The organism is Brevibacillus sp. B_LB10_24 (assembly GCF_046036945.1).
Lineage (GTDB): Bacteria > Bacillota > Bacilli > Brevibacillales > Brevibacillaceae > Brevibacillus_C.
The window spans coordinates 43510-67812 of the sequence record NZ_JBJQOQ010000007.1; the positions used below are offsets into that span (position 1 = coordinate 43510).

The window sequence follows — 24303 nt, forward strand, 5'->3', positions numbered from 1 at the left end:
CCAGCTTTCTCATGATTGGTTTTCCAACATGGCATCAAATGAAGCCAAATCCTTTAGGCCGTGTCCTGTCAAGATCACTGCGACCGTCTCGCTATTGCCGATCTGCCGTGTCTGCAGACTCTTCGCCAATCCGGCGACCCCCGCAGCAGCGGAAGGCTCCACGAGAATCCCCTCGTCTTTTGCCAGCCAGGCCTGGGCTTCGAGAATTTGACGGTCCGACACATCCATGGCAAATCCGGATGACTCCCTGATTTTTTGCAGCGTATAGGTGCCGTCCTGGGCATATCCGTCCAAACCGTCGCCGATTCCGCCAGCAATCGTCCGAGGAGCTTTTTGCGGCTCTACTTCACTCCGTCCAGCCTGAAATGCCTGAACGACGGGATTGCAGCCCGCTGCTTGAATCCCTGCGATCCGTGGAAGCACGTTTGCCATGCCCAGCTCGCGCAGCTCGACAAAGCCCTTCCAGATCCCTGCCAGCACCGGCCCGGCGCCAAAGGGAACACAGACGACATCTGGCACGCGCCGGTTCATCTGCTCCCAGAGCTCAAAGGCGATCATTTTGTCGCCTTCCACCGTGTAAGGGTTTAGAAAGGTGGTCGTCAGGTTAAACATCTGTTCCCGTTCTGCCATTTCCTTCGCCCTGTGGAAGGATTGGCTGTAGGGACCCGGTACCTTCAACACCTTGGCACCGTAGGCTGCAGTCTGTTTTACCTTTTCCTCCGGTGTCGATTCGGGAACGAGGATGGTGGCGGCCAATCCCGCCCGAGCACAGTAGGCAGCGACCGCGGCGGCGGCATTTCCGCTTGAAGCGACCACGACCTGCCGAAACCCGAACTCCACCGCCTTGGAGACGCCGACTGAGATTGGCCGGTCCTTGAAAGAGCCGGTCGGATTGACAGATTCGCACTTCAGCCAGAGGTTTGAAAGACCAAGCCTCTGTGCCAGCCGTTCAGCCTTTACCAGTGGTGTACGCCCCTCGCCCAAAGAGATCAGCTTTTCTGGGACGACAGGCAGCAGCAGTTCGCCGGAAAACGCCCCAACGTGCTGCAGGTGATCTTTCAGAGCCTGATAGTCGTAACAGACGTCCAGCAATCCGTCACACCCCGGACATGTGTAGTACGGCAGCAGCGGATATTCACTACCGCAGCCTATGCAGCGCAGCCGTATGGCATACATGTTCTACTCCCCCTGCTCCCGCAGCATCTGCAAAGCGAGCTGGACAAAGATGCGTGAGGCGTCCGCTACTTCTGCAATCTCCACATACTCGTCATTGACATGGGCCTGACTCAAAGAGCCTGGTCCAAAGACAACCGTGGGAATGTCTTTGTCGACGGAAAAGAACGGGGCTTCACAGGTGGCTTCGAATATTTTCACCTGGCACGCCTGCTCCCTGACCAGGTTGTTTGCCTGCTCCACTCCTTTGACCAGCGGGTGATCCGGCGCGATCTGGCTGGCCGCCAGATAGGAGGAGCACTCAAGCTCATAGGCGGAGACGTCTGCCACTTCCTCAACGCATTCGCGAATCTCTTGCAGGATCTCCTCATATGTCTCCGACGGCAATATTCGGCGGTCGATCTCGATCACGCAGCTCCCCGGCACGATATTGGGTGCGGTTCCGCCGTGAATCTGGGTGACGTTCAACGATGCCGAACCCAAAAGCGGATCGACCCGCTGCCTTAAAGAATTTCCTAAACTTTCTAAATTATGAATGATTTTATTCATCTTGTAAATCGCATTGTCGGGATTGGTGACAACGGCAGCATGGCCGGGTGTCCCCAATGTCTGGATCCGGTATCTGGACACGCCGCGATGGGCAATGCAGATATTCAGTTCCGTCGGCTCGCTGATGACAGCCCAATCAGCAGTGAGGTCCGTCGTCAAAAAGTGTTTCATCCCGATATTTCCACGCTCCTCATCTGCATTGAAAAACAGAATCAGCTCGCCGGCGAACGGGTTGCCCATCCGCTGCAAAACGATGGCAGCGTAGATCATGGCAGCCACGCCCGATTTCATGTCGGCAGCCCCCCTGCCGTACACCCGGCCGTCCTGGACGATGCCCGCAAACGGATCCATGCTCCATTGATTTCCCGCTGGCACGACGTCGAGATGGCCGTTGTAGATCATTGACGGGCCTGGCCGCACACCCTGCAGGCGGGCGATCACATTGGGCCTTTTGGGAGCCGCCCAGGAGAGTTCTGCCTTGATCCCGTGTTCCGCGAGCAGCGCTTGGACATACCGGCCCGCCTCTTCTTCCGTTCCCAGCGGATTTTCGCTTTGTTTTTGGATCAATTCCCGCAAGATGCCGATGACTTCATCTTGATGAAAGTTTGCTGTGATTCCCTCTTGAATCGAACGCAAGCTGTTCACACCCTCTCGTCTCCCTAGTAGTTCTTGCCGCGGGCGTCGATCTTGAGTGTTCCCGCGAATTGGCCATGGCGATACCCGTACAAGTGATCGTTGAGGTTGGGGATGACGCAGCTGTGGTTGGGTATCACCTCGATCCGGTCCCCTACCTGGAAGTGGTGCTTGGCAGGATCAAACTGGAGGTAACCGTGTTCCTCATTTAACTTCACGATCTTTACATCCGGCTTGCCGACGATGTACCCATACGTATCTCCAGCCACGGAGAGGTCGCTGGTCAAGGTTTTCGAACCGGCGTCGATCGTAGCATGGCCCGGCAGCGGCACGCTGACTACCGTGGCATGCACCCGCAGGGCGCAGTCCTGTACCGTGTAGACCCCCAGATGGACGGCGTTCATATCGCCAAAAATGTAGTTGCCGGCGCGCGCTTCGGTAATCCCTGTCAGATCTTCAGCGAGGTAACTGGACGGGGTCGAGCCGCCCGACATTACGCGTACGGGTATACCGTCTCCTTCCAGGAGCCGCTTGGCTTCCAAGAGGATCTCTGCCTCCCGCCTGGTTTCTCCCTTTAGCTCCTCCGGGGATGACTTGCCGTAGATCTGGCCGACGTACGTAAACACCCCGGCGATCTCAATACCCGGCAGTCCCGCGATTTGTCTGGCGAACTCCAGTACAGGCGCCCCGGGCTGAACTCCGCCGCGATGGCTGCCCCCGTCAATCTCGATAAGCACTTCCAGCTTTCGTCCTGCTTCCTGACCGGCTGCGGACAATCCCCGGGCGACGGCGACGCTGTCAACCGTGGTGCGGAGGACGTTGACCTTCTGAACGAGCCGTGTCAGCCGCTGCAGATTTTCTTCCCCGACGATCGGAAAAGCGATCAGGATGGCATCGATTCCCGCCTCTGCCATCACCTCTGCCTCCGACAGCTTTGCGCAGGTGATGCCTTTCGCTCCCATTGCCAACTGCTTTTTTGCCAATTCGATGCACTTATGGGTCTTGATGTGCGGCCAGTGGTCGATCCCGGCTCGACTCAGCCGCTCGACCATCGCAGTGATATTCTTTTCTACTTTGTCCAAATCTACTGATACATACGGTGTAACGTGATTCACTGGAGAACACACCCTTCTTTCTTCGCTTTTTCGCCAATAAGGCACCGGTCAGGCTACTTCATGAGCACATCGGGCAGCCACATGACCAGTCCCGGAATGTAGGCGATCAAGATAACGACCAACGCTCCAATGACAAAGTACGGAATCAAATCCTTGTAGGTATTTTCCACTTTGATCTTCGCCAGGTGACACGACAGGAACAGCGTGGTGCCGACAGGCGGCGTAAACAATCCCAGCGCCAGGGCACAAAGCATGACGATGGCAAAGTGAATCGGATCCATGCCGATGCCGGTCGCGATCGGGAAAAAGATCGGGATGAAAATAAACAGGTTGGGCACGAGGTCCATGATCATTCCGGCGACGAACAAAATCAGCACCAGGATGAGAATCATCAGATAGTCAGGGATTCCCAGGCCAAGCAGGGCGCTTGAGATCATCGCAGGGATTCCTTCGCTGATCAGGATGTAGGTGAAGATCGAAGACGAACAGACGATCATCATCACGACAGTCGTGCCGACGACCGTTTCTTTCAGTGCCGCCATCAGCTTTTTCCCGTCGAGGGAACGGTAGACAAAAAAACCGATGATAAACGCGTAAACCGCTGACAAGGCAGCTACTTCCGTCGCTGTGGCAATACCGAAGATGATCGCCCCGATCATGAAGATCGGCATGATAATCGCCCAAAAAGCTTGCATGACACCTTGCGCCACTTCTTTGAATGTAGGGCGCTGCTCACGGGGATAGCCCCGCTTGACGGAGATGACGATCGTCGTCACCAGATAAGCCAGGGAGATCAGAATGCCGGGGATGGCGCCGGCAATAAACATCTTGGCCACGGACAGATTGGCCAGCCAGGCGATAATAATCATCGTGCTGCTGGGCGGAATGATGATGCCTACGACGCTGGCTGAAGCGTTGATCGAGGCGGCAAAGGATGACGAATAGCCTTTTTTCTTCATCTCCGGAATGAGCACGGAGCCAACCGAAGCAGCATCCGCGACACTGGAACCGGAAACGCCGGCCAGTACCATGTTGGTCACGACAGACACGCAGCCCAGTCCTCCCGGCAGCCAGCGCACCAGCGAGTGAGCCAACTGGATAATCCGCTGGGCGATTCCGGCGTGTACCATCAGACTGCCAGCCAAAATAAAGAACGGAACGGCCAGGAAGGCAAATGATTGGGTGTTGGAGAAAAAGCGCTGCGCCACGATCGAGAGCGGAATTCCCTCGACCAGCACGTACATCAACGCTGCCGCTCCCATCGAAAACGCAATGGGAACGCCAAATGCTATCAGGACAAATAGGCCGACGATCATGATCCAGATCATTGTTGTTCCTCCATGTTCTTCTTGCCAAAGAAGAGTAGAATTGCTTTGTAAATGAGAATGAGTAAAACCAGACAGAAAGCAAAGGTTTCGGAAATGTACATCCACGATTTGGAGATCCCGAGGATCGGCAGCGTCTGCCTGTACACAGAAACGGACAGGTCAAAGCTGGATTTAATCAGAAAAACAGAGAAAAAAATCATGATGAGATAGATCATCAAATCAGCGTATTTTCCGGATTTCCCGGCAAAGAATTTTTCCTTAAAGACGGTAATCGCAACGTTCTCATCGTTTTTGGTGATAATCACGGTGCCGAAAAAGACGATCCAGGGAAAGATAAGGGCGGTCAGCTCTCCCGTAAATGTAAACGGAAGATTAAAAATATACCTGCTAAACACGTCCAAGAAAACGACGATGGTCAAAACAACCATCAGAATGCTCGAAACGACAGCCAGGACATTCGTTATGCTTTCAATCAGTCTGTTTACTGCCACGAGAGAACTTTTCATGTGGACACTCCTTTTCAGGGCAGGCGCAGATGCTTAGGTACATCTGCGCCCGACCCGTTGAAAACTGGACTATTTCTTATGTGTTGCCCGATATTCTTCCAGGAATTTTTGCACCTCTTCAAAGTTTTGCTTCCCGACGATATCCGCAAGCTTCGCATAGGCAGGCTCTACCTTCGCCCTGAATGCCGCGATGTCCGGCTCCGTAATCTCCTCGAAGTTGGCCTTCATGCTGTCAAGCACTTCGGAGTTCCGCTTCTGCGTCAGCTCTCTGGACAGGTCTCTCGCCTCGTTGGCCGCATCCTGGATAATCGTTTGCAGCTCGGGGTCAAGACTGTCCCACAACCCTTTGTTCATGATGAAATTGATGTGATAGTAAAAGTGATTTGTAATGGCTAAGTATTTCTGCACTTCGTAAAATTTCTGGTCGTAGATGGCATCCAGCGGGTTGAACTGACCGTCCACTACGCCTTGCGAGAGGGCCAGATAAAGCTCTGAAAAAGGAATAGTAGATGTAATCGCGCCCAATTGGTTGAAAGTTTCGATCGAAGTAGGTTCATTCGGGCTTCTCATTTTGACCCCTGCGATATCTTCCGGTGACTTGATCGGATGCTTGTTGTTGGTAATCTGGGCAAACCCGAGGTCTGCATGAGCCAGTACCTTGTAGCCGAACTCTTCTGCTTCTTTCTTCCATCTGTCTCCAATCGGTCCATCCAGAACCGCATACGCCTCATCGTAGCCGTTGATCATGAACGGGAGCTGCAGTGTTCCGTACTGCGGAAGGATATTGGTCATCGAACCGCCGCCGGCCAGTTGGAAATCCAGGGCGCCAATCTTTACGGATTCAAGCATCTCCTGCTCCGTTCCAAGCGTTTCGGACGGGAAAATCTGGATTTCCACTCGCCCGTTCGTCTTTTCCTCTACGGCGTCCTTGAATTTTTTGGCGGCTTCATAGCGCACGGACTGTTCATTTGTATTAAAGCCCAGTTTAAACTTGTAGGTTTTTCCGGAATCTTGGCTCTTGCCTGCTCCGCCCGCTTGTTGATTCGATTCTGCGGCCTGATTTCCGCAGCCAGCTAAAAGCAAAAATACCATGATAAAAAATCCATAAGCCAAACGCTTTGACCAAGACGATTTCATATTGACCCCCTTAAATTTTCCATATATTATTATGATTGCGCTTACAATTCCTGTTAATGCTTACATTGGCTTTCACCTCCCTTAAAGGCAAACAGGGGGAACAACTGATTGATTTGTTCCTCTGACTGCTTGGTCACATCCAGAGCTATGCTTCCAAATTGCGGGCCTCATCCAAGTAGTTGTACAAAGTGAATTTTGAGATATCCAAAAACTTGCAGACCTTGTCCCCCGCTTTTTTGATGTGAAAGGCCCCTTTTTTATCCAGGTACAAAATCGCTCTCATCTTGTCTTCCTTGGTCATATGCGAGACGGGTTTGCCGATTTCCTTTTGGCATTCTTGCAGCAAAAAATCAATCAACTCGTTTACGTCGCGGACGAAAACCTCTTTTACTTCGTTTTCCAGACTGTATTTGGTAATGGACCGAAGTGTGTTTTCGGCGACGATCAAGTCGGAGATATCAAAGTTGATGCAGATGGCGCCTACGGTCTTGCCCTGGCTGTTTTTAATGTATACGGAAGACGACCTGAGGATTTTTCCCTCTTTTGTCTGTGTGATATAGTTGTACCGGTCTCCATCCTCAACAGTGCCTCTCAAGACCTCCAGTCCCAAATTACTGCCGCAGTCTCCCGGTTTTCTTCCGGTTATATAGCCATTCTCGATGGCCACAATGGTGCTTTCGTAGCCGCCGCTTAAATCGTGAAGGACGACCTCGCACTTTTCCCCAAACTGTGCAGCGATCCCCCTGATCAGGTTGGTTAAAAATGCCTGTTCATCTTTTATGTTTTCCAAGCCACTCCCTCACAATCTAAAAATTTTTTTGATAACAAGAAAATTAATTTGTAGTTGTAATTTAACATTTATTTTTATTTGCGTCAATAATCTATTTTTCATTTATAATCTGACTATTTTGCTGTCAAATGATGCCAGTTGCATGCTTTTTCCAGTGCTGCGGACACTAGAAGCATGGAAAAAAATCTTTTGGAGGGGAAAGGCGTGAACATACTGGCCAAGCTCCTTTTTCCGCTCGTACTCACGGTCAGCGTTTTTTTGTCAGAGGAAAGTACTGCAGCCATTCCAATAGCCGACCTGCACACCGATCAGACCAAGTATATAAGCGCAGCAGCACTGACCAGACAGTCCGCTCTGATCGTTGCGGGGGTAGCGGACGAAAAAGCAATCAAGTCTTATCATGTAGACGGCCGGTTGTACAACTTCGTCCAAACCGTCTTCGTTTCCAGGGTCTTCAAAGGAAAAAATGAGAGCGTGATCCAGCTTTTGCGCCCGGGAATCACTCCCGCCCCCAGCACAAACAACCCGTTGCCTATCATCTATCCCGGCCCCCTGCCCAATCAGGCGGAAGGGTATGTCCTGTTTCTCAATCCGACTGCCGATCCCGCCATCTACTCTGTCTCCGGAGGGTGGCAGGGGGTATACCCCGTTTACGGCGGGAAAACAGTTACGCTGGCAGGGTACGGCTTTGCAGCTATGAACGGTCTTGATCTGGATGGGGTGGGAAAGCTCGTCACAAGACTGGGCAGGGTCCGTTAAATCCTTCGTGCGGGAACTTGAGCAGCTGCACCGCTCAAGTTTTTCTTTTTTGCTTCTGTAGACGGTGCAAATCAGTGAGTGCCTCCCCATAAAAATATCTGCCGTTCCCTGCCGCCTAGTGATAATATAGACGTGTACAGTCGATTGGAAAAAAGGCAGCAATCGCTCGAAAAATTAAATGAGGTGTAAAAATGCATACGGATCCGGAAGCAGCAAAACGACAAGGGATCAGGGCGGGTGTCGGCTTCGCCATTCTGGCCTACGCTACATGGGGATTGCTCCCCTTGTACTGGAAGTCGCTCGACCTCATCCCATCGGACGAAATTATTGCTCATCGCATATTTTGGTCATTTCTCTTCGTCGCGGCTGTCTTGACCATTCGCGGAAGATGGAAAAATATCAAACCCGTCCTAGCCAATAAAAAACAGCTGCTGGCGGTCATCCTCTGCTCGATTTTGGTCACCGGAAACTGGTATATTTACATCTGGGCCGTCAATCACGGTCAAGTGATTGAAGCAGCCCTTGGCTATTATATTAATCCTCTGCTCAGCATCGCTTTGGGAATGATCGTACTGCGGGAGCGATTGCATTTTTTGCAGCTCATCTCCTTGGGACTGGCTGCGATCGGTGTGGCGATCATGACGATTGAACACGGGCGGATCCCCTGGATTGCCATTTCGCTGGCGCTTACTTTTGCCCTGTACGGTCTGACGAAAAAACTGCTGCGTGTCGACGCTCTGACCGGACTCGCCCTGGAGACCTTTACGATCACGCCGTTTGCGCTTGGATACCTGATCTTTCTGGAAGGAAGCGGCAGCGGAACTTTATTTAAGCTCCCCGCTGAAGTCCTGCTCCTCCTGATCTGTTCCGGAGTTGCCACGGCGATGCCGCTGCTCTGGTTTGCCCGGAGCGCCCAGTCGGTTCCGCTCAGCACGCTTGGCTTTATCCAGTACCTTTCACCGACGATCAGCTTGCTGTTGGGCGTATTTTTCTTTCAAGAGCCTTTTACCCTCGTGCATGGGCTCACCTTTACATTTCTTTGGAGTTCTCTCTTGCTGTACTCGTTTTCGTATACCGGCTTATTCCGCCAGAAACCGCGAATCAATCGGACCGGGCACATTTAATAGGAAGGAGCTTGCCTACATATGAAAGCATACCTGGATCTCTGCAACAGAATATTGACTGAGGGAGTAAAAAAGGAAGACCGGACGGGAACGGGCACGCTCAGCGTTTTTGGCCATCAAATGCGATTTGACCTCGGCGAGGGCTTTCCCCTCATGACCACTAAAAAACTGCATACCCGATCGATTATTTACGAGCTGCTATGGTTTTTGCAGGGAAGCACAAACGTCCGCTATCTGCAGGAAAATGGCGTTCGCATCTGGAATGAATGGGCCGATGAAAACGGCGAACTGGGACCGGTCTACGGCAAACAATGGCGTTCCTTCAGCGGGGCGGACGGCAAGACGGTCGACCAGATCGGGTGGGTGGTAGACGAGATCAAACGGAATCCCGATTCGCGCCGCCTTATCGTAAGCGCCTGGAACCCGACGGAGATTGACCAGATGGCCCTGCCTCCCTGTCACTGCCTGTTCCAATTTTACGTCTCGGAAGGAAAGCTCTCCTGCCAGCTTTACCAGCGCAGCGGCGATACTTTCCTCGGCATTCCCTTCAACATCGCCAGCTACGCGCTTTTGACGCATATGGTCGCACATGTGACCGGCCTTCGTCCGGGGGAATTCGTCCATACGATCGGCGATGCCCACCTGTACCTCAATCACCTGGAACAGGTAAGGGAGCAGTTGACCCGCACGCCGTTTCCGCTGCCGACGTTGAAGCTGAATCCCCGAGTGAAGTCCATTTTCGACTTTACGTTTGAGGACATAGAAATTGTAGGCTACGAGGCACATCCGCACATAAAGGGGAGCGTATCCGTATGATCAGCATGATTGCCGCCTATGCAAACGGCCGGGTGCTCGGCAAAGACGGCAAGATGCCCTGGCACCTGCCCGGTGAGCTGCAGTACTTCAAACAGGTGACCAGCGGCCATACCGTCGTGATGGGGCGCAAGACATTTGAGTCGATCGGACGTCCCCTGCCCAACCGGCGCAACGTCGTACTGACCCGGCGTCATGACTTTGCCCCACCGGGGGTGGAAGTGGTTCACAGCAAGAGCGAGGTTCTCGAGCTTGGCGACGTGATGATCATCGGCGGGGCAGAGATCTACGCCCAGTTTATCGACGTGGCTGACCGGCTCTACCTCACGGAAATCGAACTGGATACAGACGGCGACGCCTTTTTTCCGGATTGGGACCGCGATCAGTTCGCCCTGGTCTCCGCTACTCCGGGAAAAGTAGACGAAAAAAATCCCCTGACCCATACCTTTTGCGTGTATGAGCGAAAAGAGCGCTAGCTCGCCAGTCAGAAAGGAAAACGCCCTGCCGGATCAAAACTGATCCGGCAGGGCGTTTTCTCTCCCCGTTATTTCACCATTTTTCCCATGCGTCTCGCCACTTCGAGGAGCGGCGTGGAAAATTCCGTCATTTTTTCCAAAGTAAGTCGGTTGGAAGGACCAGAAATGGCCAGCGAAGCCGTGATCCTGCCCGTCCGGTCAAAAATCGGAGCAGCCACCGCGGCAGCCCCTATCTCCCGCTCCTCCACACTGGTGGCGTAGCCCATCTGGCGAATTTGCGCCAGTTGCTGGCGAAAGCCGTCGCGATCGACGTACTCCGGCCAAGCAAGGTCGCTCAAGATTTGTTCCTGTGTGGCCGGATCGGAATAGGCGACGAGAACTTTACTGGAGGCTCCGACAGCCAGCGGCATCCTCGCACCGATCGGGGCCACGCGGCGAATCGCTTGCTTGCTCTCTACCGCCTGGATGCGAATCCGCTCATTGCCATCCCTTACGTACAGGCTGATCGTTTCCCCGACGATGTCCCGCAGCCGTTCCATCTCAGTCAGCACGATGGCTGCGGGATCATCAGATTGAGCCAGGTTGGCCGACAGCTCCCAGACGCTGAATCCCAACCGGTACTTTTCCGTATGGGGATCGCGAATGACGAATCCCTTTGCTTCCAATGCAGCGAGCAGTCGATACACCGTGCTTTTATGCAGGGAAATCCGGCTGGCGATCTCGCTTAACCCAAGCTCTGTAGCATTCGTAAAACAAAGCAGGATATCCAACGCGCGTTCGACCGAACGAACCGTCGACTTGTGCTCTTCCACGTCCCACACCCACTTCTTTCCGTTTAGGATAATGTTTCATCAGGTGAAATGATGTTCTACTTTTAAGTATAACCGATTTTAGAAAACTTGGCTCCGCCAAGTTTTTGGGCGGAGCCTTAGTTGCACTTATGTCGATAGGGCACAATTAATAAATTCCTATCGACCAAGAAGATGGGTAAACCAGGCCTTGTTACAGCGTTGCTTCCGGATTGTAGCGTTTTACGTAGGCAAATATCTCATCGCCTCTCAGCGGTTCCATTGCGCCGCGGATCTGATGCTGTTCCAAATACGCCTCCAGCGCTTGCCGGCCCCGTTCAATCCGCTTCCGGGCTGCATCGGCCAGTGTAAGCATATAGGGAACCAGCAGCTGCAGATGCCAAAGCTGCTTGCTTTCCTCGCTGACGTCTATCTCCAGTTCGATGTCGTCGCTTTGAAAGGCGTACAGGGTGTCGAAGAGGCGGGTCCGTTCGTCTGGGCCATAGCCCTCCAGAGAAACGGACAAAATCGTCATGTAGTACTCTTCGTTAAACAATGCCAACTGATCGTTTATCGGTATAAACTTCTTTTGCAGTTCCATTGCTGTTTCCTCCCCTCTCTGCTTCACGAGTGATACAGCCCCGCCGCCAGCCTGAGAACAGTTTTCCTCAAAACAAGCTGGTGCCTTCTGACAGCGCCTTGGCATCCTCCGCCGTGATCAAGACCGCACGCGGCTTTCCTCCGCTTTGGCCGGCCACGTATCCGTCCCCCTCCATCATCTCGATGAGACGGGCAGCGCGGTTGTAGCCGATCCGGAACCTGCGCTGCAGGGCGGACGCAGATGCCTGGCCTTGCTCCGCCACGTGAACCAAGGCTTCAAAATAGAGTTCATCTTCTCCGGCATCGTACGTCTGGACAGATTGTTCCAGCTCCTCCTTGGTAAACAGGTACTCCGGCTGGCGCTGCCGTTTGATCAAATGCGTGATCCGCTCTATTTCGTCATCGGAGACGAAATTTCCTTGCAGCCGAAGCGTATTGGTCCCGCTCTCCAAGAACAGCATGTCTCCGCGCCCCAGCAGGCGTTCGGCACCGGTCTGGTCCAGGATCGTCCGCGAGTCTACCTGCGAGAAGACGGCAAAAGCTAGCCGCGTTGGCACGTTGGCCTTGATGTTTCCGGTAATGACATCGACGGACGGGCGCTGGGTGGCAAGCAGGAGGTGGATGCCGCAGGCTCTCGCCTTCTGGGCGATCCGGATGATGCAATCCTCCACATCTTGCGGGGAGACCATCATCAAGTCGGCCAGCTCGTCAATGATGATCACGATATAAGGCAGTTGTTCGCCGCTGATCTGATTGTACCGCTCAATATCTCGGGCTCCGGCCTCGGCAAACATCGTGTAGCGCCGCTCCATCTCTTCCACCGCCCACTTCAGGGCAGCCGTCGCCTGTTTTGCGTCCGTCACCACCGGTGTGACCAGATGGGGCAGGTGATTGTACGGCGCCAACTCTACCATTTTGGGGTCGATCAAAAGCAGCCGCACCTGCTCCGGGCTGGCTTTGTACAGCAGGCTGATGATGATCGAGTTGATGCAGACGCTCTTGCCCGAACCGGTCGAACCGGCGATCAGGCCATGCGGCATTTTTTTGATGTCGGCGACGATCGGCATTCCCCCGATGTCCATGCCCAAGGCGACGGCGAGCGGGGACGGGTGGGTCTGAAACTCCTCCGATCCGATAATCCGGCTGATAAACACAGGCTCCGCCTTCAGGTTTGGCACTTCGATGCCTACGGCATTGCGGCCGGGAATCGGGGCTTCGATCCGGATATCCTTCGCCGCCAAACTCAATTTGATGTCATCGGACAAGCTGGTGATCTTGTTTACTTTTACGCCTGGCGCCGGCTGCAGTTCGAATCGGGTCACCGTCGGACCTTTGACGATGCCTACGACCTGTGCGCTGACGTTGAAATTGCTAAGCGTTTCCTCCAGCAAGCGCTTCTGTTCCAGCGTGTGCTCCTCCCCTTCCTGAGTCAGCTCTGGCGAGGGATTCAGCAGATGAAGCGGCGGATATGTATACCCCGGAGGGATTGGCGCTGCCGCTTGAACCGCCGGTTGGGGCGGCTGTGGCTGTATGCGTGCGATAAGCGGTTCGGACGCCTGTGGACGCTCCGGAACCGGCTGCAGGTTCCATTTTTCCTGCTGTCCGGCGGCGGCAGGCCTATCCTGTACTGGTTCCGGCTGCGGAGCGTGGTCAGCCCAGTCCGCGTGCTCTAGCTGCGGTTCCGGTGCTTGCTCTTCCCAGTCCGCTTCCTCTGGTTCGTACTCCGGCTCCAACTCATGACCGGCCCAGTCTGCTCGCTCCGCCTCTAGTTGCGGCTCCAGCTCATGCTCGTCCCAGTCCGCTTCCTCTGGTTCGTACTCCGGCTCCAGCTTATGCCCGGTCCAGTCTGCTCGCTCCGGTTCTGACTGTGGCTCTAACTCAAGACCGGCCCAGCCGATCCGCTCCGGCTCCGGCGCATACTCGTTCCAGCCAACCCGCTCCGGTTCTGGCTGCGGCTCCAACTCATGACCGGCCCAGTCTGCTCGCTCCGGTTCCAGCTTATGCTCGTCCCGGCTGACTTGCTCCAATTCCGTCCCCGCCGCCGGGAAGCCCGCCGGCTCTTCTACCGCGGCACTTTTTTCTGCCGCTGCCGCCGCCTGACTGCGGCCGAGCGCTGCCTGGACTGCCGCTTCTTCCTCCCGGCTGGCACTTAGACGCTTGTAAAAATCGCTCGGAAGAGCCTCCTCTGTTTGTGGAACGGGTTCGGGAGACTTTGGAGTCGTCCGCGGCCACAGCCTCTCGTCGCCCTCCTTAGGGTTCATCCGCCCGTAGACAGGCGAAAAAACTTCTGTAGGGGTAAACGTCCGTCTTGGCTCCGAAGCAGAGCGGTTCACAATGAAGGTAGGCTCCCGCTTCACGGGTTTCTGCTGCTTTGGGGCAGATGATTTGGCTGGCGTTGTATGTTCAGGGCGTTCAATCTTGTTTTTTGGCGGATCGGGAATCACCGGAAAACGGAACTCGCCTTTGCCGCGGGGCTTGTTTTGTTCCTCTGGCTGCACGCGCCCCGGCCCCTTGGGAACATTCTGCTCCTTCGAAAGATTCCGTTGCTTGGGGTAGATATTGGTCGTTCTGGCTTCCAACGGTTTGCCTGAAGGATATGAAACCGGGGAACTCGTGGGTTCCTCCCTTTTTTCACCCGCCAAGCCTTCAACGATCTTTTGAAGCCAAGTCCACATGCTGCTTCGTCCTCTCTTTTCAAACTCATGGCCGAACGGTCAAACAGATGGAAGCCAATCGGCCGGTCTTTTTGCGACTGTTACCATTTTACCACGATTTCCATCTTTTTTCTTCACGGAACCATGATGCGGGGCGTTGAATTGATTGATTTCAGGCCGGTTTCCAATCCAGAAAAAAGAAGTGTTCACACTTTATTGGTAATTCCGCGAAACTTTCCACCTATTTAAAACGTATTAACCATTGTAAACAAATACTCTCGTCCCTCACTTACATATTCCCCTGAATAGGTATAAGAATGCAGGGCGAGAAAAAGAAGGTGAAAGATGATGTGGAAAAAGGCGTATCTCCTGGTTTTCTCCGCGCTGCTGTTACTGACGGGCTGCTCAGGAGAAACCGCACTGATTGGACAGTCGATGATCAAGTCGGCTGATCAGCCAAGTGCTGATTTCCAAGGGACCTTCAAAATGACAGGTGACCTGGACAAACTTTTAGACGCTGTGATCGACAACGCAGAAGAGAAGAAAGAAGCTCTGGCGTTTGTCAATGCTCTGAAAGCCGGACTGAAAATGGAAGGCTCAACCGTATCAACCAATGAGGCAAAAATCGTTTTCACGTTAAACGACGACAAGATTTTACGTGACAACCAGCTTTGGACAGGGGACCAAAAAGCAGCGCTGGAAATGCTTGTAAATAGCAATGATGTCTATGTAAAAACTCCGATCGACCAAAAGTACCTGGCAATCAACTCTGCAAACCCCCAGGAAATGGAAGTGGATGCAGAAAAGCTTCGTGCGTTCCAGGATAAAATTGAAAAGTTGACGCTGGACTTCATGAAAAAGTACATCGACAAATACGGATTTGACTTCTCCCAAGTGAAAAATCTCGGCAAGGAATCCGTAGAATTGCCGGACGGCAAAAAAGTGGATGCTACCCATATCAGTGTCACTCTCGACACTCCGGAATTGCTGAAAATGCTCTTGTACACGGCAAAAGACGCGACTGCCAATAAAGATGTTCGCGACTTTGCGATCGAATTCATGACGTTGACCAGCCAGTTTGCTACGGATAACATCCCGGCTGAAGTGGCGGCTGACATGAAGAAGCCTTCCGCCCAGGAACAACGCGCCGAAATCGAAAAAATGGTGGACCAAGGCCTGGCGTTCCTGAAGATGCAAGTAGAACAGCTGGAAAAACAGTACACGATTGATCAAATGGTAGAGCAGGTAAAAGAAGCGGGCGTGCAATCGCTTGAACTGAAGCTCGACTATTACATCGACTCCGACAAGAATCAAGTTCGCAGCATCTCCGCTCTGTCTGCTGCAGTAAAAGACCCTGACGGCAAGCTGCCAAAACCGGTTACGATAGGTTGGGAAGCGGATTACTACTCCTGGAATCACGGCAAGGGAACGGCCATCTCCTTCCCTGCTGCCAGCGATACCGTTACGGTAGAGCAGCTGCAGGAAGATGAGAATGCGATTAAAGCCTTTAACGACAAAGGCTTCCTGTATCGCTTTGCCCAAGAGATCTCCAGCGTCCCGGGCGAATCCGAATTTATCGTCTTCGATCTGAAGGACAACTCGACCACGCTGAACGGAGAACCGGTAGCAGGCGTCCGCCCGTTCCTCAAAGACGGCTCGACGATGGTGCCGTTCCGCTTCATCGGCGAAGAGATGGGCGCGCAGATCAGCTACGATCCTGCCACCAAGACTGCTACCTTCTCCAAAGACGGCAAAACAATCAAAGTAACGGAAGGCAGCAAAACGGCTACGGTCGACGGCCAAGCCAAGACCTTGCCGGTTGCCCCGCTTGAAAAAGACGGCAGCCTTTACGTTCCGCTCAAATTCGTCAGCGAAGCGTTTGGTGCAGACGTAACCTGGATCGAAGAAGTTCAGCAGGCGATTATCGAATTTGAAAAAGCCAGCTAAACCGGAAATATCGACAGGAAAATAAGAAAGGATCGAGTCGTCGGAATGCATCTGACGACTCGATCCTTTTTTTGCTATATGCCAAATTTGTCTACAAACTCATGAACCGGGGTCTCCTCCAACGCCTGTTGGTCCATGCACAGTTCCATGATCTCCGCCACCTGCTTGGCCGGCAGACGAGTGGCCAGATTGGCTGTGAATTTCTGTTCGAGCAGCGGGATTCCTTCTTCGCGTCTGCTGCGGTGGCCGACCGGGTACTCCACCTCTGTCTTTTCCGTTTGACTCCCATCTTTGAAGAAGATTTGAATGGCATTAGCGATAGAGCGTTTGTCCGGATCGAGATAATCGGCGGAATAGCGCGGGTCTTCCGCTGTCACCATCTTTTCGCGCAGCTCATCGATGCGGGGGTCGGAAGCTGTCCCATCCTCGTAATGATCGGCAGTCAGTTCGCCGTATATCAAACCGATGGCGACCATGTACTGCAAGCAGTGATCCCGATCAGCCGGATTGTGCAGCGGTCCGGATTTGTCGATGATGCGAATCGCCGATTCATGTGTCGAAAGCACGATACGATCGATGTCCGGTAAGCGGTCCCTGACTTGCGGGTGCAATTGCAATGCGCACTCGACAGCGGTCTGGGCGTGAAATTCCGCCGGGTACGAGATTTTGAACAGTACGTTTTCCATCACGTACGAACCGTACGGCCGCTGGAATTTGAATTCCTTGCCTTTAAACAGCACATCGTAAAAACCCCACCCTGGAGCCGTTAACGCAGAGGGATAGCCCATCTCCCCTTTTAGCGCCATCAGCGCAAGTCTGACGGCCCTGCTGGTAGCGTCACCGGCCGCCCAGGATTTGCGGGATCCCGTATTGGGAGCATGCCGGTATGTCCGCAGTGCCTGCCCGTCCACCCATGCGTTGGAGACGGCATTGATCATCTCCTGCTTGGTTCCGCCCAATAATCGAGTGACAACCGCTGTCGACGCTACCTTCACCAGTACGACGTGATCCAGTCCCACCCGGTTAAAGCTGTTCTCCAAAGCGATCACGCCTTGAATTTCGTGGGCCTTGATCATCGCATTCAGCACATCCCGCATCTTCAACGGCGCTTTGCCGGCGGAGACGTTTTTTCTGCTCTGGTAATCGGCCGCGGCCAGGATGCCGCCGAGATTGTCGGACGGATGTCCCCACTCGGCAGCCAGCCACGTGTCGTTGTAGTCGAGCCAACGGATCATGCAGCCGATATTGAAGGCCGCTGTGACGGGATCCAATTGAAACGAAGTGCCTGGAACCCTGACCCCGCCCGGTACGATGGTGCCTGGAACCACAGGTCCCAAATGCTTGGCGCACTCCGGATAGCGCAAGGCCAGCATGCCGCAGCCGAGCGTGTCCATCAGGCAGAGACGTGCTGTTTTGAACGCCTCCGCACTGTCTATCTCGTATTCGTACACGTATTCAGCCATATCCAGCAGCACTTGATCCGGATCCGGCCTGACATTGCTGATGAAAGACGACATATGCTTCTTCCTCCATAACCGTATTCACGTTGAAAAATGCGTTGGTTACTCCTCCGTTTCCCGCGAAAACAACCGATCCAATTTTTGTTCGTAGGCGTGGTAATCCAGAAAATCGTACAGCTCCGCACGGGTCTGCATCAGCTCGACGACGTTTTTTTGCGTACCTTCCTGCCTGATCGTCTGAAAAACCTTCAAGGCAGCGGCATTCATCGCACGAAAAGCGGACAGCGGATACAAAACCAGGCTGACGCCTGCCCGCTCCAGCTCATCCACGGAAAACAGCGGCGTTTGCCCGAATTCCGTGATGTTGGCCAAGACCGGCACCCTGACCGCTTTTACAAACGCTTCGTACTGCTCGAGGGTGTGGACGGCTTCCGGAAAAATCATATCTGCCCCCGCTTCGACGCAAGCGCACGCCCTCTCGATGGCGGCGTCCAGCCCATCGACTGCCAGCGCATCTGTCCGGGCCATCACGACGAAATCCGGGTCTGTCTTGGCGTCGACCGCCGCTTTGATGCGGTCCACCATTTCCGCTTGGCTCACGATCGCTTTGTTCGGCCGATGTCCGCATCTTTTGGCCGACACTTGATCCTCGATATGAATGCCGGCCGCCCCCGCCTGGATCATCAACCGTACGGTGCGCCCGATATGGAAGGCGCTGCCGAAGCCGGTGTCGGCGTCGACCAAAAGCGGCAACCCGACGGCATTGATGATGCGGCGGACGTCTTCCAACACGTCGTTAACGTTGGTAATGCCGAGGTCCGGCAGCCCGAAGGAGGCGTTGGCCACTCCTCCTCCGGACAAGTAAATCGCTCTGTATCCGCACCGCTCCGCCAGCATGGCGGCATAAGCGTTGATCGTTCCGACCACCTGCAGCGGCTTCTCCGCCTTCAGTGCTTGACGGAGCCGGCTTCCGGGCGAATGGGAATAAGTCTCGTTCATCTTCTGCACATCCTTTAGTTCGCTTTGTCGACGAACTCGTTGGTAAACGTCTTGCTCAGATCAATGTTGGCCTCTTTCAATTTCGGATTAAACCCGGTCAGGATCTCCAATGCTTTCTCGGGAGCGCCTTCCGGCATTTTCCCGTCTTCCGTAAACATCGGGAGGCTGGATTTGAGCGCCTTTACATAGTTGTCCTTATCGCCGGCGTAGTATTCTTTTGGCAATTGCTCGGCGATTTCTTCTGCACTATGGGTATTGATGTACTTGAGTGTTTTGACAAAGGCGTTGGCCAAGCGCTGCACCACTTCCGGATTCTTTTCGACGTAGTCGGCGCTCATGTACAAACTGGATGCCGGGTACAAGCCGCCGAGAGCTTGCTCGGTCCCTTCCTTGCTTTCCAGATCGACGAATGTGCTGGCCAAGCCTTTTGCCTCCAACAAATTGGTCGTCGGCTGGGTTGCCCAGACCACGTCGACCTGGCCTTGTTCCATCGCCGCGATCACGGTCCCCCCGCCGCCGACAGCGAGCGGAACGTAATCCTGCGTCGAGTTGCCTCCTTTGGTGACAAAATAGTTGACCAGGAAGTGGGAGGAAGCCCCGGGACTGGTGATGCCGATGTTTCGCCCCTTCAAATCGGCCAGCGTTTTGATTTCATCCTTCTTTTTGTTTGACACCATCAAACGGGCGCCAGGGTTTCTCGCCAGCTGGACCACCTCTTGCAAATTCTTGCCCTTTGCCTGCATGTCGATCGTATGATCGTAGAAGCCGACGACCCCCTGAACCTCTCCGGCGATCAAAGCTTGCTCCGCATTGACCCCGGAAGCCTGGCTCGTCAGCTCCACCTCCAAGCCTTCCTCCTTGAAGTAGCCCAGGTTCTCCGTTAATTTTGCCGGAAGATAAATGATTTTTTCCAGGCCGCCCACCATGATATTCACCTTGGGCAGCTTTTCCGGTGCCGGAGCGGTTGCGGTGGAATCCCCCCCGCCAGGCTGCGGAGTCTGTGAGGAAGCGGCCGGCTTCTCCGTCCCCCCGCAGCCGGCCAGGATCAGGCCGAGAGATAAGATCACGGCAGCGCCAAACTTCGTTCTTTTTGCAACTTTCATCGTTAAAACCCCTTTATGTGTTGGATTTGGAATACCTGACCTATTGGCGAACGCTTCTCCAGGCGATGAAGCGTTTCTCCAGCTTGCCGACCACCCAGTTGGCTGCCAGAGCCGTCACGGAAAGCAGCACCATCCCGGCGAAGACACCGGTTGTATCAAAGGTCCCCTGCGCTTGCGCAATGAGAAAGCCAAGACCTTTCGTCGATCCGATGAATTCCCCTACGACTGCACCCACCAGGGCGAAGCCGAAGCTGGAATGCAGGCTGGATAAAATCCAGGTCAGCGCTGACGGAATGATCACATGCTGGGCCAGTTGCCTTTTGCTGGCACCGAGCAGCCGGGCGTTGTTAACCAGATTGCGATCCACCTCGCGTACACCTTGAAACGCGTTGAAAAAGACGATAAAGAAGGCAAGCGTCACACCTAAAGCGATCTTGGAAGGCATGCCAAGGCCAAACCAGATGATAAAAATTGGCGCCAGCACCACCCGCGGAAGCGCATTCAACATCTGGATGTAAGGACCGAAGATCACGGCCAGCACTTCGTTGCGGCCCAGCGCATACCCGGCAATGACGCCGAGGAGAACGCCCAGGATGAAGGAGATAATCGTCTCCTCAAACGATACGACAAAGTGGATATACAGCGGTCCCTGGCTGGTACCGTTGGCCACCCAATCGACAATATGCATGAAGATGGCGGACGGACTGGAGAAAAAGAACGGGTCAATGATGTTTTGATCGGACAGGAATTCCCAAGAGCCAAAGATGATGATAAACACGGCAATTTGCAGCGACAGATTGCGTATTTTGATCTTGGCAGCCCTGGCCCGTATCTCTTTTTTGCGCATGGCGATTTCTTCATGTGAATTGTTAAGCGCTGTTTGTATTTGCATAGCTCGCCATCACCTCATCTCTCAAGTCGTTCCAAATCTGCTCGTGCAGCTCCAAAAACTGGCGGTCGAAGCGAATTTCCGCTACATTCCGCGGCCTGTCCAGGTTGATGGCATAGTTCCCTTTCACTGACGCCGCCGGCCCTGCGGTCAATACAACCACACGATCGCTCAGAGCGATGGCCTCTTCCAGGTCGTGCGTGATGAAAAAGACCGAAGCGGATGTTTCCTCCCAAATTTTCAACAGCTCATTCTCCATCAAGTGCCGGGTATGCACATCCAGCGCAGAGAACGACTCGTCCATCAACAGGATCTCCGGCTGGGTAATCAGGCACTGGGCCAGTGCAACCCGTTTTCTCATGCCGCCTGACAACTGATGCGGGTAATGCCCTTCAAAGCCCTTCAGCCCCACTTTTTCAATCCACCCCCGGGCCTCGCTGTACGCCTCGCTTTTCTTCATGCCGTGCAAACGCAGACCCAGCGAGACGTTATCGATCACGGTTTTCCAGGGAAAGGCGTTCTCCGTTTGAAACACGCAGGCTGCGCGTTGATTGATCCCTTTAAGTTCCTCTCCGTTAATGCGAACCTTGCCTGCCGATGGGGGTTCAAATCCGGCGATCAGCCCAAGTGTCGTCGATTTGCCGCACCCCGTAGGCCCGACGATCGAGCAAAACTCCCCCTTGGCTACACTGAGATGAATATTTTGCAGCACCGTATGGATTTCGCCAGAGGGCTTCAAAAATTCTTTCGTTACGTTTTGCAGCTCAATCATGGGCGGATCTGACTTACCTGCATTTTGCAAAGACATGCTGTACTCCCCTTTACCCTCAATTTGTCAGCGCTTACATGAATCCGATTATATCTGTGCTTTGCCGGGCTTAAAATATTTACGCAATATAAAGAATATTGACGATAATGTTTTGTTTTGGCGATATTGTTAACGGCAATTTTTGAAATTTTGCTTTGCTTCCTGTGGGTACCGACAGTAAACTGGTTGTACAATCATTTGTCGGATACACATTTCAGCACGAGGAGCCTTATCAATGGGATGGGTTAGCAAAATGACGCTGCGTAGCAAAATCAATTGGTTGGTTGCGCTCAATATTCTGTTCGTGCTCATATTGACGATATCAGCGCTGTTCTACATGATGGTCCAAAACACATTTGCGGCCAAGGGCGAGCTTGCGCTGGCGGAAGCCAAAACCATCGCCGGCATGCAGGAAATCGTCGAAGCGTTTCAATCGCCGAACCCCGCCCAACTCATTCAGCCGATTGCGGAGGAATTGCGCAAAAAAACCGGCGCGGAATTTGTCGTTGTCGCCAACATGGACACCATCAGGTACAGCCATCCAAATCCGGAGGAAATCGGAAAGCGCATGGTAGGGGGCGATAACGGAGCTGTTTTGAACAAGCAAGAGAGCATAACCGAAGCCAGAGGTACGCTTGGTTTTTCCGTCAGGGGAAAAGCTCCCGTGTTTAATCGGGAAGGGCAGCAAATCGGGGTGGTTTCCGTCGGTTTTATGGTGGAAGACGTGTGGGAACAGCTGTACATTTCACTGGCAAAAATCGGGGCGATCGGAGCTTGTGCGCTGCTTGTCGGTTTGCTGGGAGCTTACCTGTTATCCGGACATATCAAAAAGCAGATTTTTAATATGGAGCCTTATGAAATCGCTTTCGTCACCCAGGAACAAGCTGCCATTCTCGACGCGATCCGCGAGGGCATCATTGCCGTAAACCGGGAGGGCAAAATCGTCACGTGCAACCGGGAAGCCAAAAAAATGCTGGAGATGGAAGATGCGGATCTGATCGGCAAGAACCTGATGGAGGTCTTGCCCGCCTCACGCATGTCAGAGGTGATTGAAAGCGGCATCCCGCAAAGCGACCAACCGATCATGGTCGGCAATACGCTTGCGATTGCCAACCGCGTACCGGTTACGCTCTCCGGGCAAGTCATCGGAGTCGTCGCCACATTCCGCGACAAGATGCAGTTGGAACAGATCGACCAGCGGCTGGCCGACATCGGGCGGTACGTGGACACGCTGCGAAGCCAAAGACATGAGTTCATGAATAAGCTGCACCTGATTTCCGGCCTGATCAAAATATCCGAATACGATATGGCGAAATCGGTGATTGAGCGGGTGAACGAAGATCAGCAGGATGCCTTGCAATTTTATCTGGCCCGCATCCGCGATTCGGCTATCGTCGGGATTTTGATCGGAAAGACGCACCGCGCCGGCGAACTCGGCATCCAGCTTGTCATCGATCCAGATTCTTACATTTCCGACCGATGCCCCTGGCGCGAGGTAGTGGTGACCGTCTTGGGAAACACAATCGAAAATGCCTTCGAAGCGATTCAAGGCGCTGCACACAAAAAATCGCCCCCGACGGTAAGCGTGCTTATCAAGGAAGAGGCCCGACAGCTGGTGCTGCACGTGCGGGATAACGGACCCGGCATCGATCAGCATCTAAGGGATCGCCTGTTCGAGGACGGTTCGACAACGAAGGGAGAAGGCCGGGGTTTCGGGCTTGCTTTTGTCTCCAAGCTCATTTCCAACAGCGGAGGGAAAATCACGTTCGATACATCGGAGGAAGGAACCTTCTTCCGGATTACACTGCCGATAAGGAGGAGTGCCTAAATGAATCATTCCAATCACCGGGTGATGGTCGTGGATGATGACTTCATGATTGCCCGCGTCCATGGCAAATACATCCAAGGGCAGGAAGGATATACGTTTGTCGGATCCGCCCACAATTACAGACAGACGTTGGCGCGCATCAGGGAGTTTCAGCCCGAGCTGCTCATTCTCGATGTTTACCTGCCTGATAAATCGGGCATTGAAGTCCTGCGCAGCATCCGGGCGGAGAAGATTCCCTGCGACGTCATTCTGATCACCGCGGCCAAAGAGATCGATATCATCGAGGAAGCTTTCAGGCTTGGCATATTCGATTATCTGATCAAGCCTTTTGACCTCGACCTGCTGCAGGATACCCTGGAAAAGTACAAGCAGTTCAAGATCCACTTGCGCTCGCCCGCTCAGCCGGACCAGAAGTTTGTGGAGGGACTAAAAAAGTTCAGAGCGGCCAAGTCCCAACCGGTGCAGCCATTGCAAAAAGGGATCGACAGCCGCACACTGGAGAGGATTAAACAAAGCCTGCTCCAAGGAGAGCAGGCTTACAGCGCGGAACAAATCGCCCGTCTCGCCGGTGTCAGCCGTTCGACGGCGAGGGCTTATCTGGAATATCTGACAGAACAGGGTATCGCCGACGAGTTCCTGCAGTATGGAACGGTCGGGCGGCCGCAAAGGCTGTTCCGGATGAAAGTGTACAGTTGACCTCCGGTTGTGAAGATACTGCCTGTACGCCAAGTCCAAGCTTGGTTGGCTTTTGCAAACGAGGTTTTGGATGGAGACATCTTCTTGCCCCCACCTTATCATAATGAAGAGCAAAAAGTACTTGGGCA

At 53.7% G+C, this 24303-nt stretch carries 22 protein-coding genes; 7 read left to right on the forward strand and 15 right to left on the reverse strand.

Features of this window, described 5'->3' with window-relative positions:
* Window positions 1-9 precede the first annotated feature (9 nt).
* From thrC to ACI7RC_RS08845, 7 genes are all read right to left on the reverse strand, one after another.
* A complete protein-coding gene (gene thrC, locus ACI7RC_RS08815; protein ID WP_408107873.1) occupies window positions 10-1176 on the reverse strand; it encodes a threonine synthase in 1167 nt (388 codons plus the stop codon).
* A 3-nt stretch (window positions 1177-1179) separates the two neighbouring features.
* Window positions 1180-2367, reverse strand: a complete 1188-nt coding sequence (locus ACI7RC_RS08820; RefSeq protein ID WP_408107874.1) for a M20 family metallopeptidase — start codon at window positions 2365-2367, stop codon at window positions 1180-1182.
* A 14-nt stretch (window positions 2368-2381) separates the two neighbouring features.
* On the reverse strand, window positions 2382-3470 hold the full coding sequence (locus tag ACI7RC_RS08825) for an alanine racemase (protein WP_408107875.1): 1089 nt from the start codon (window positions 3468-3470) through the stop codon (window positions 2382-2384).
* Window positions 3471-3523: 53 nt separating this feature from the next.
* Window positions 3524-4798 carry a TRAP transporter large permease gene (locus ACI7RC_RS08830; protein ID WP_408107876.1) on the reverse strand — a complete coding sequence of 425 codons (1275 nt, stop codon included), beginning with the start codon at window positions 4796-4798 and terminating at the stop codon, window positions 3524-3526.
* The gene (locus tag ACI7RC_RS08835) at window positions 4795-5304 is read right to left on the reverse strand and encodes a TRAP transporter small permease (RefSeq protein ID WP_408107877.1); all 510 of its coding nucleotides are present in this window, start codon (window positions 5302-5304) and stop codon (window positions 4795-4797) included. Before ACI7RC_RS08835 ends, ACI7RC_RS08830 begins: the two co-directional genes overlap by 4 nt.
* 69 nt (window positions 5305-5373) lie before the next feature.
* Window positions 5374-6441, reverse strand: a complete 1068-nt coding sequence (locus ACI7RC_RS08840; RefSeq protein WP_408107878.1) for a TRAP transporter substrate-binding protein — start codon at window positions 6439-6441, stop codon at window positions 5374-5376.
* A 145-nt stretch (window positions 6442-6586) separates the two neighbouring features.
* Window positions 6587-7231 carry a helix-turn-helix transcriptional regulator gene (locus ACI7RC_RS08845; RefSeq protein ID WP_408107879.1) on the reverse strand — a complete coding sequence of 215 codons (645 nt, stop codon included), beginning with the start codon at window positions 7229-7231 and terminating at the stop codon, window positions 6587-6589.
* 204 nt (window positions 7232-7435) lie between these two features.
* Between ACI7RC_RS08845 and ACI7RC_RS08850 the strand changes: the two genes are divergently transcribed.
* From ACI7RC_RS08850 to ACI7RC_RS08865, 4 genes are all read left to right on the forward strand, one after another.
* Window positions 7436-7990 carry a hypothetical protein gene (locus ACI7RC_RS08850; RefSeq protein ID WP_408107880.1) on the forward strand — a complete coding sequence of 185 codons (555 nt, stop codon included), beginning with the start codon at window positions 7436-7438 and terminating at the stop codon, window positions 7988-7990.
* Window positions 7991-8181: 191 nt separating this feature from the next.
* Window positions 8182-9114: an EamA family transporter RarD gene (gene rarD, locus ACI7RC_RS08855; RefSeq protein ID WP_408107881.1), complete on the forward strand. Its 933-nt coding sequence runs from the start codon at window positions 8182-8184 to the stop codon at window positions 9112-9114.
* Between the two features lie 21 nt (window positions 9115-9135).
* Window positions 9136-9930, forward strand: a complete 795-nt coding sequence (locus ACI7RC_RS08860; RefSeq protein ID WP_408107882.1) for a thymidylate synthase — start codon at window positions 9136-9138, stop codon at window positions 9928-9930.
* Window positions 9927-10403, forward strand: coding sequence for a dihydrofolate reductase (locus ACI7RC_RS08865; RefSeq protein ID WP_408107883.1), 477 nt, complete (start codon window positions 9927-9929; stop codon window positions 10401-10403). The genes ACI7RC_RS08860 and ACI7RC_RS08865 overlap by 4 nt, the downstream gene beginning before the upstream one ends.
* A gap of 68 nt (window positions 10404-10471) precedes the next feature.
* On the opposite strand, the gene ACI7RC_RS08870 is transcribed toward ACI7RC_RS08865, so the two are convergent.
* The 3 genes from ACI7RC_RS08870 to ACI7RC_RS08880 form a co-directional block, all read right to left on the reverse strand.
* Window positions 10472-11215 carry an IclR family transcriptional regulator gene (locus ACI7RC_RS08870; RefSeq protein WP_408107884.1) on the reverse strand — a complete coding sequence of 248 codons (744 nt, stop codon included), beginning with the start codon at window positions 11213-11215 and terminating at the stop codon, window positions 10472-10474.
* A 190-nt stretch (window positions 11216-11405) separates the two neighbouring features.
* Window positions 11406-11792, reverse strand: a complete 387-nt coding sequence (locus tag ACI7RC_RS08875; protein ID WP_408107885.1) for a hypothetical protein — start codon at window positions 11790-11792, stop codon at window positions 11406-11408.
* A 67-nt stretch (window positions 11793-11859) separates the two neighbouring features.
* Window positions 11860-14466 carry a DNA translocase FtsK gene (locus ACI7RC_RS08880; protein ID WP_408107886.1) on the reverse strand — a complete coding sequence of 869 codons (2607 nt, stop codon included), beginning with the start codon at window positions 14464-14466 and terminating at the stop codon, window positions 11860-11862.
* A 324-nt stretch (window positions 14467-14790) separates the two neighbouring features.
* Between ACI7RC_RS08880 and ACI7RC_RS08885 the strand changes: the two genes are divergently transcribed.
* Window positions 14791-16392 carry a copper amine oxidase N-terminal domain-containing protein gene (locus tag ACI7RC_RS08885; RefSeq protein WP_408107887.1) on the forward strand — a complete coding sequence of 534 codons (1602 nt, stop codon included), beginning with the start codon at window positions 14791-14793 and terminating at the stop codon, window positions 16390-16392.
* Window positions 16393-16466: 74 nt separating this feature from the next.
* Here ACI7RC_RS08885 and ACI7RC_RS08890 read toward each other — a convergent pair whose 3' ends face one another.
* The 5 genes from ACI7RC_RS08890 to ACI7RC_RS08910 are packed head-to-tail and all read right to left on the reverse strand — an operon-like array spanning window position 16467 to window position 21651.
* Entirely contained in the window at window positions 16467-17909 is a 1443-nt protein-coding gene (locus ACI7RC_RS08890; RefSeq protein ID WP_408107888.1) for a bifunctional 2-methylcitrate dehydratase/aconitate hydratase, read from the reverse strand.
* Window positions 17910-17954: 45 nt separating this feature from the next.
* Complete coding sequence (prpB, locus tag ACI7RC_RS08895; RefSeq protein ID WP_408107889.1) at window positions 17955-18851, reverse strand: methylisocitrate lyase; 897 nt, start codon at window positions 18849-18851, stop codon at window positions 17955-17957.
* A gap of 14 nt (window positions 18852-18865) precedes the next feature.
* Window positions 18866-19954 (reverse strand): ABC transporter substrate-binding protein, encoded by a 1089-nt coding sequence (locus ACI7RC_RS08900; RefSeq protein WP_408107890.1) that lies wholly within the window; start codon window positions 19952-19954, stop codon window positions 18866-18868.
* 40 nt (window positions 19955-19994) lie between these two features.
* Complete coding sequence (locus ACI7RC_RS08905; protein WP_408107891.1) at window positions 19995-20846, reverse strand: ABC transporter permease; 852 nt, start codon at window positions 20844-20846, stop codon at window positions 19995-19997.
* Window positions 20824-21651: an ABC transporter ATP-binding protein gene (locus ACI7RC_RS08910; protein ID WP_408107892.1), complete on the reverse strand. Its 828-nt coding sequence runs from the start codon at window positions 21649-21651 to the stop codon at window positions 20824-20826. The genes ACI7RC_RS08905 and ACI7RC_RS08910 overlap by 23 nt, the downstream gene beginning before the upstream one ends.
* Window positions 21652-21886: 235 nt before the next feature.
* Here ACI7RC_RS08910 and ACI7RC_RS08915 point away from each other — a divergent pair, with 235 nt between their 5' ends.
* Both ACI7RC_RS08915 and ACI7RC_RS08920 read left to right on the forward strand, forming a co-directional pair.
* Entirely contained in the window at window positions 21887-23479 is a 1593-nt protein-coding gene (locus ACI7RC_RS08915; RefSeq protein WP_408107893.1) for an ATP-binding protein, read from the forward strand.
* Window positions 23480-24175 (forward strand): response regulator, encoded by a 696-nt coding sequence (locus tag ACI7RC_RS08920; protein ID WP_408107894.1) that lies wholly within the window; start codon window positions 23480-23482, stop codon window positions 24173-24175. It begins immediately after the preceding gene.
* Window positions 24176-24303 lie beyond the last annotated feature (128 nt).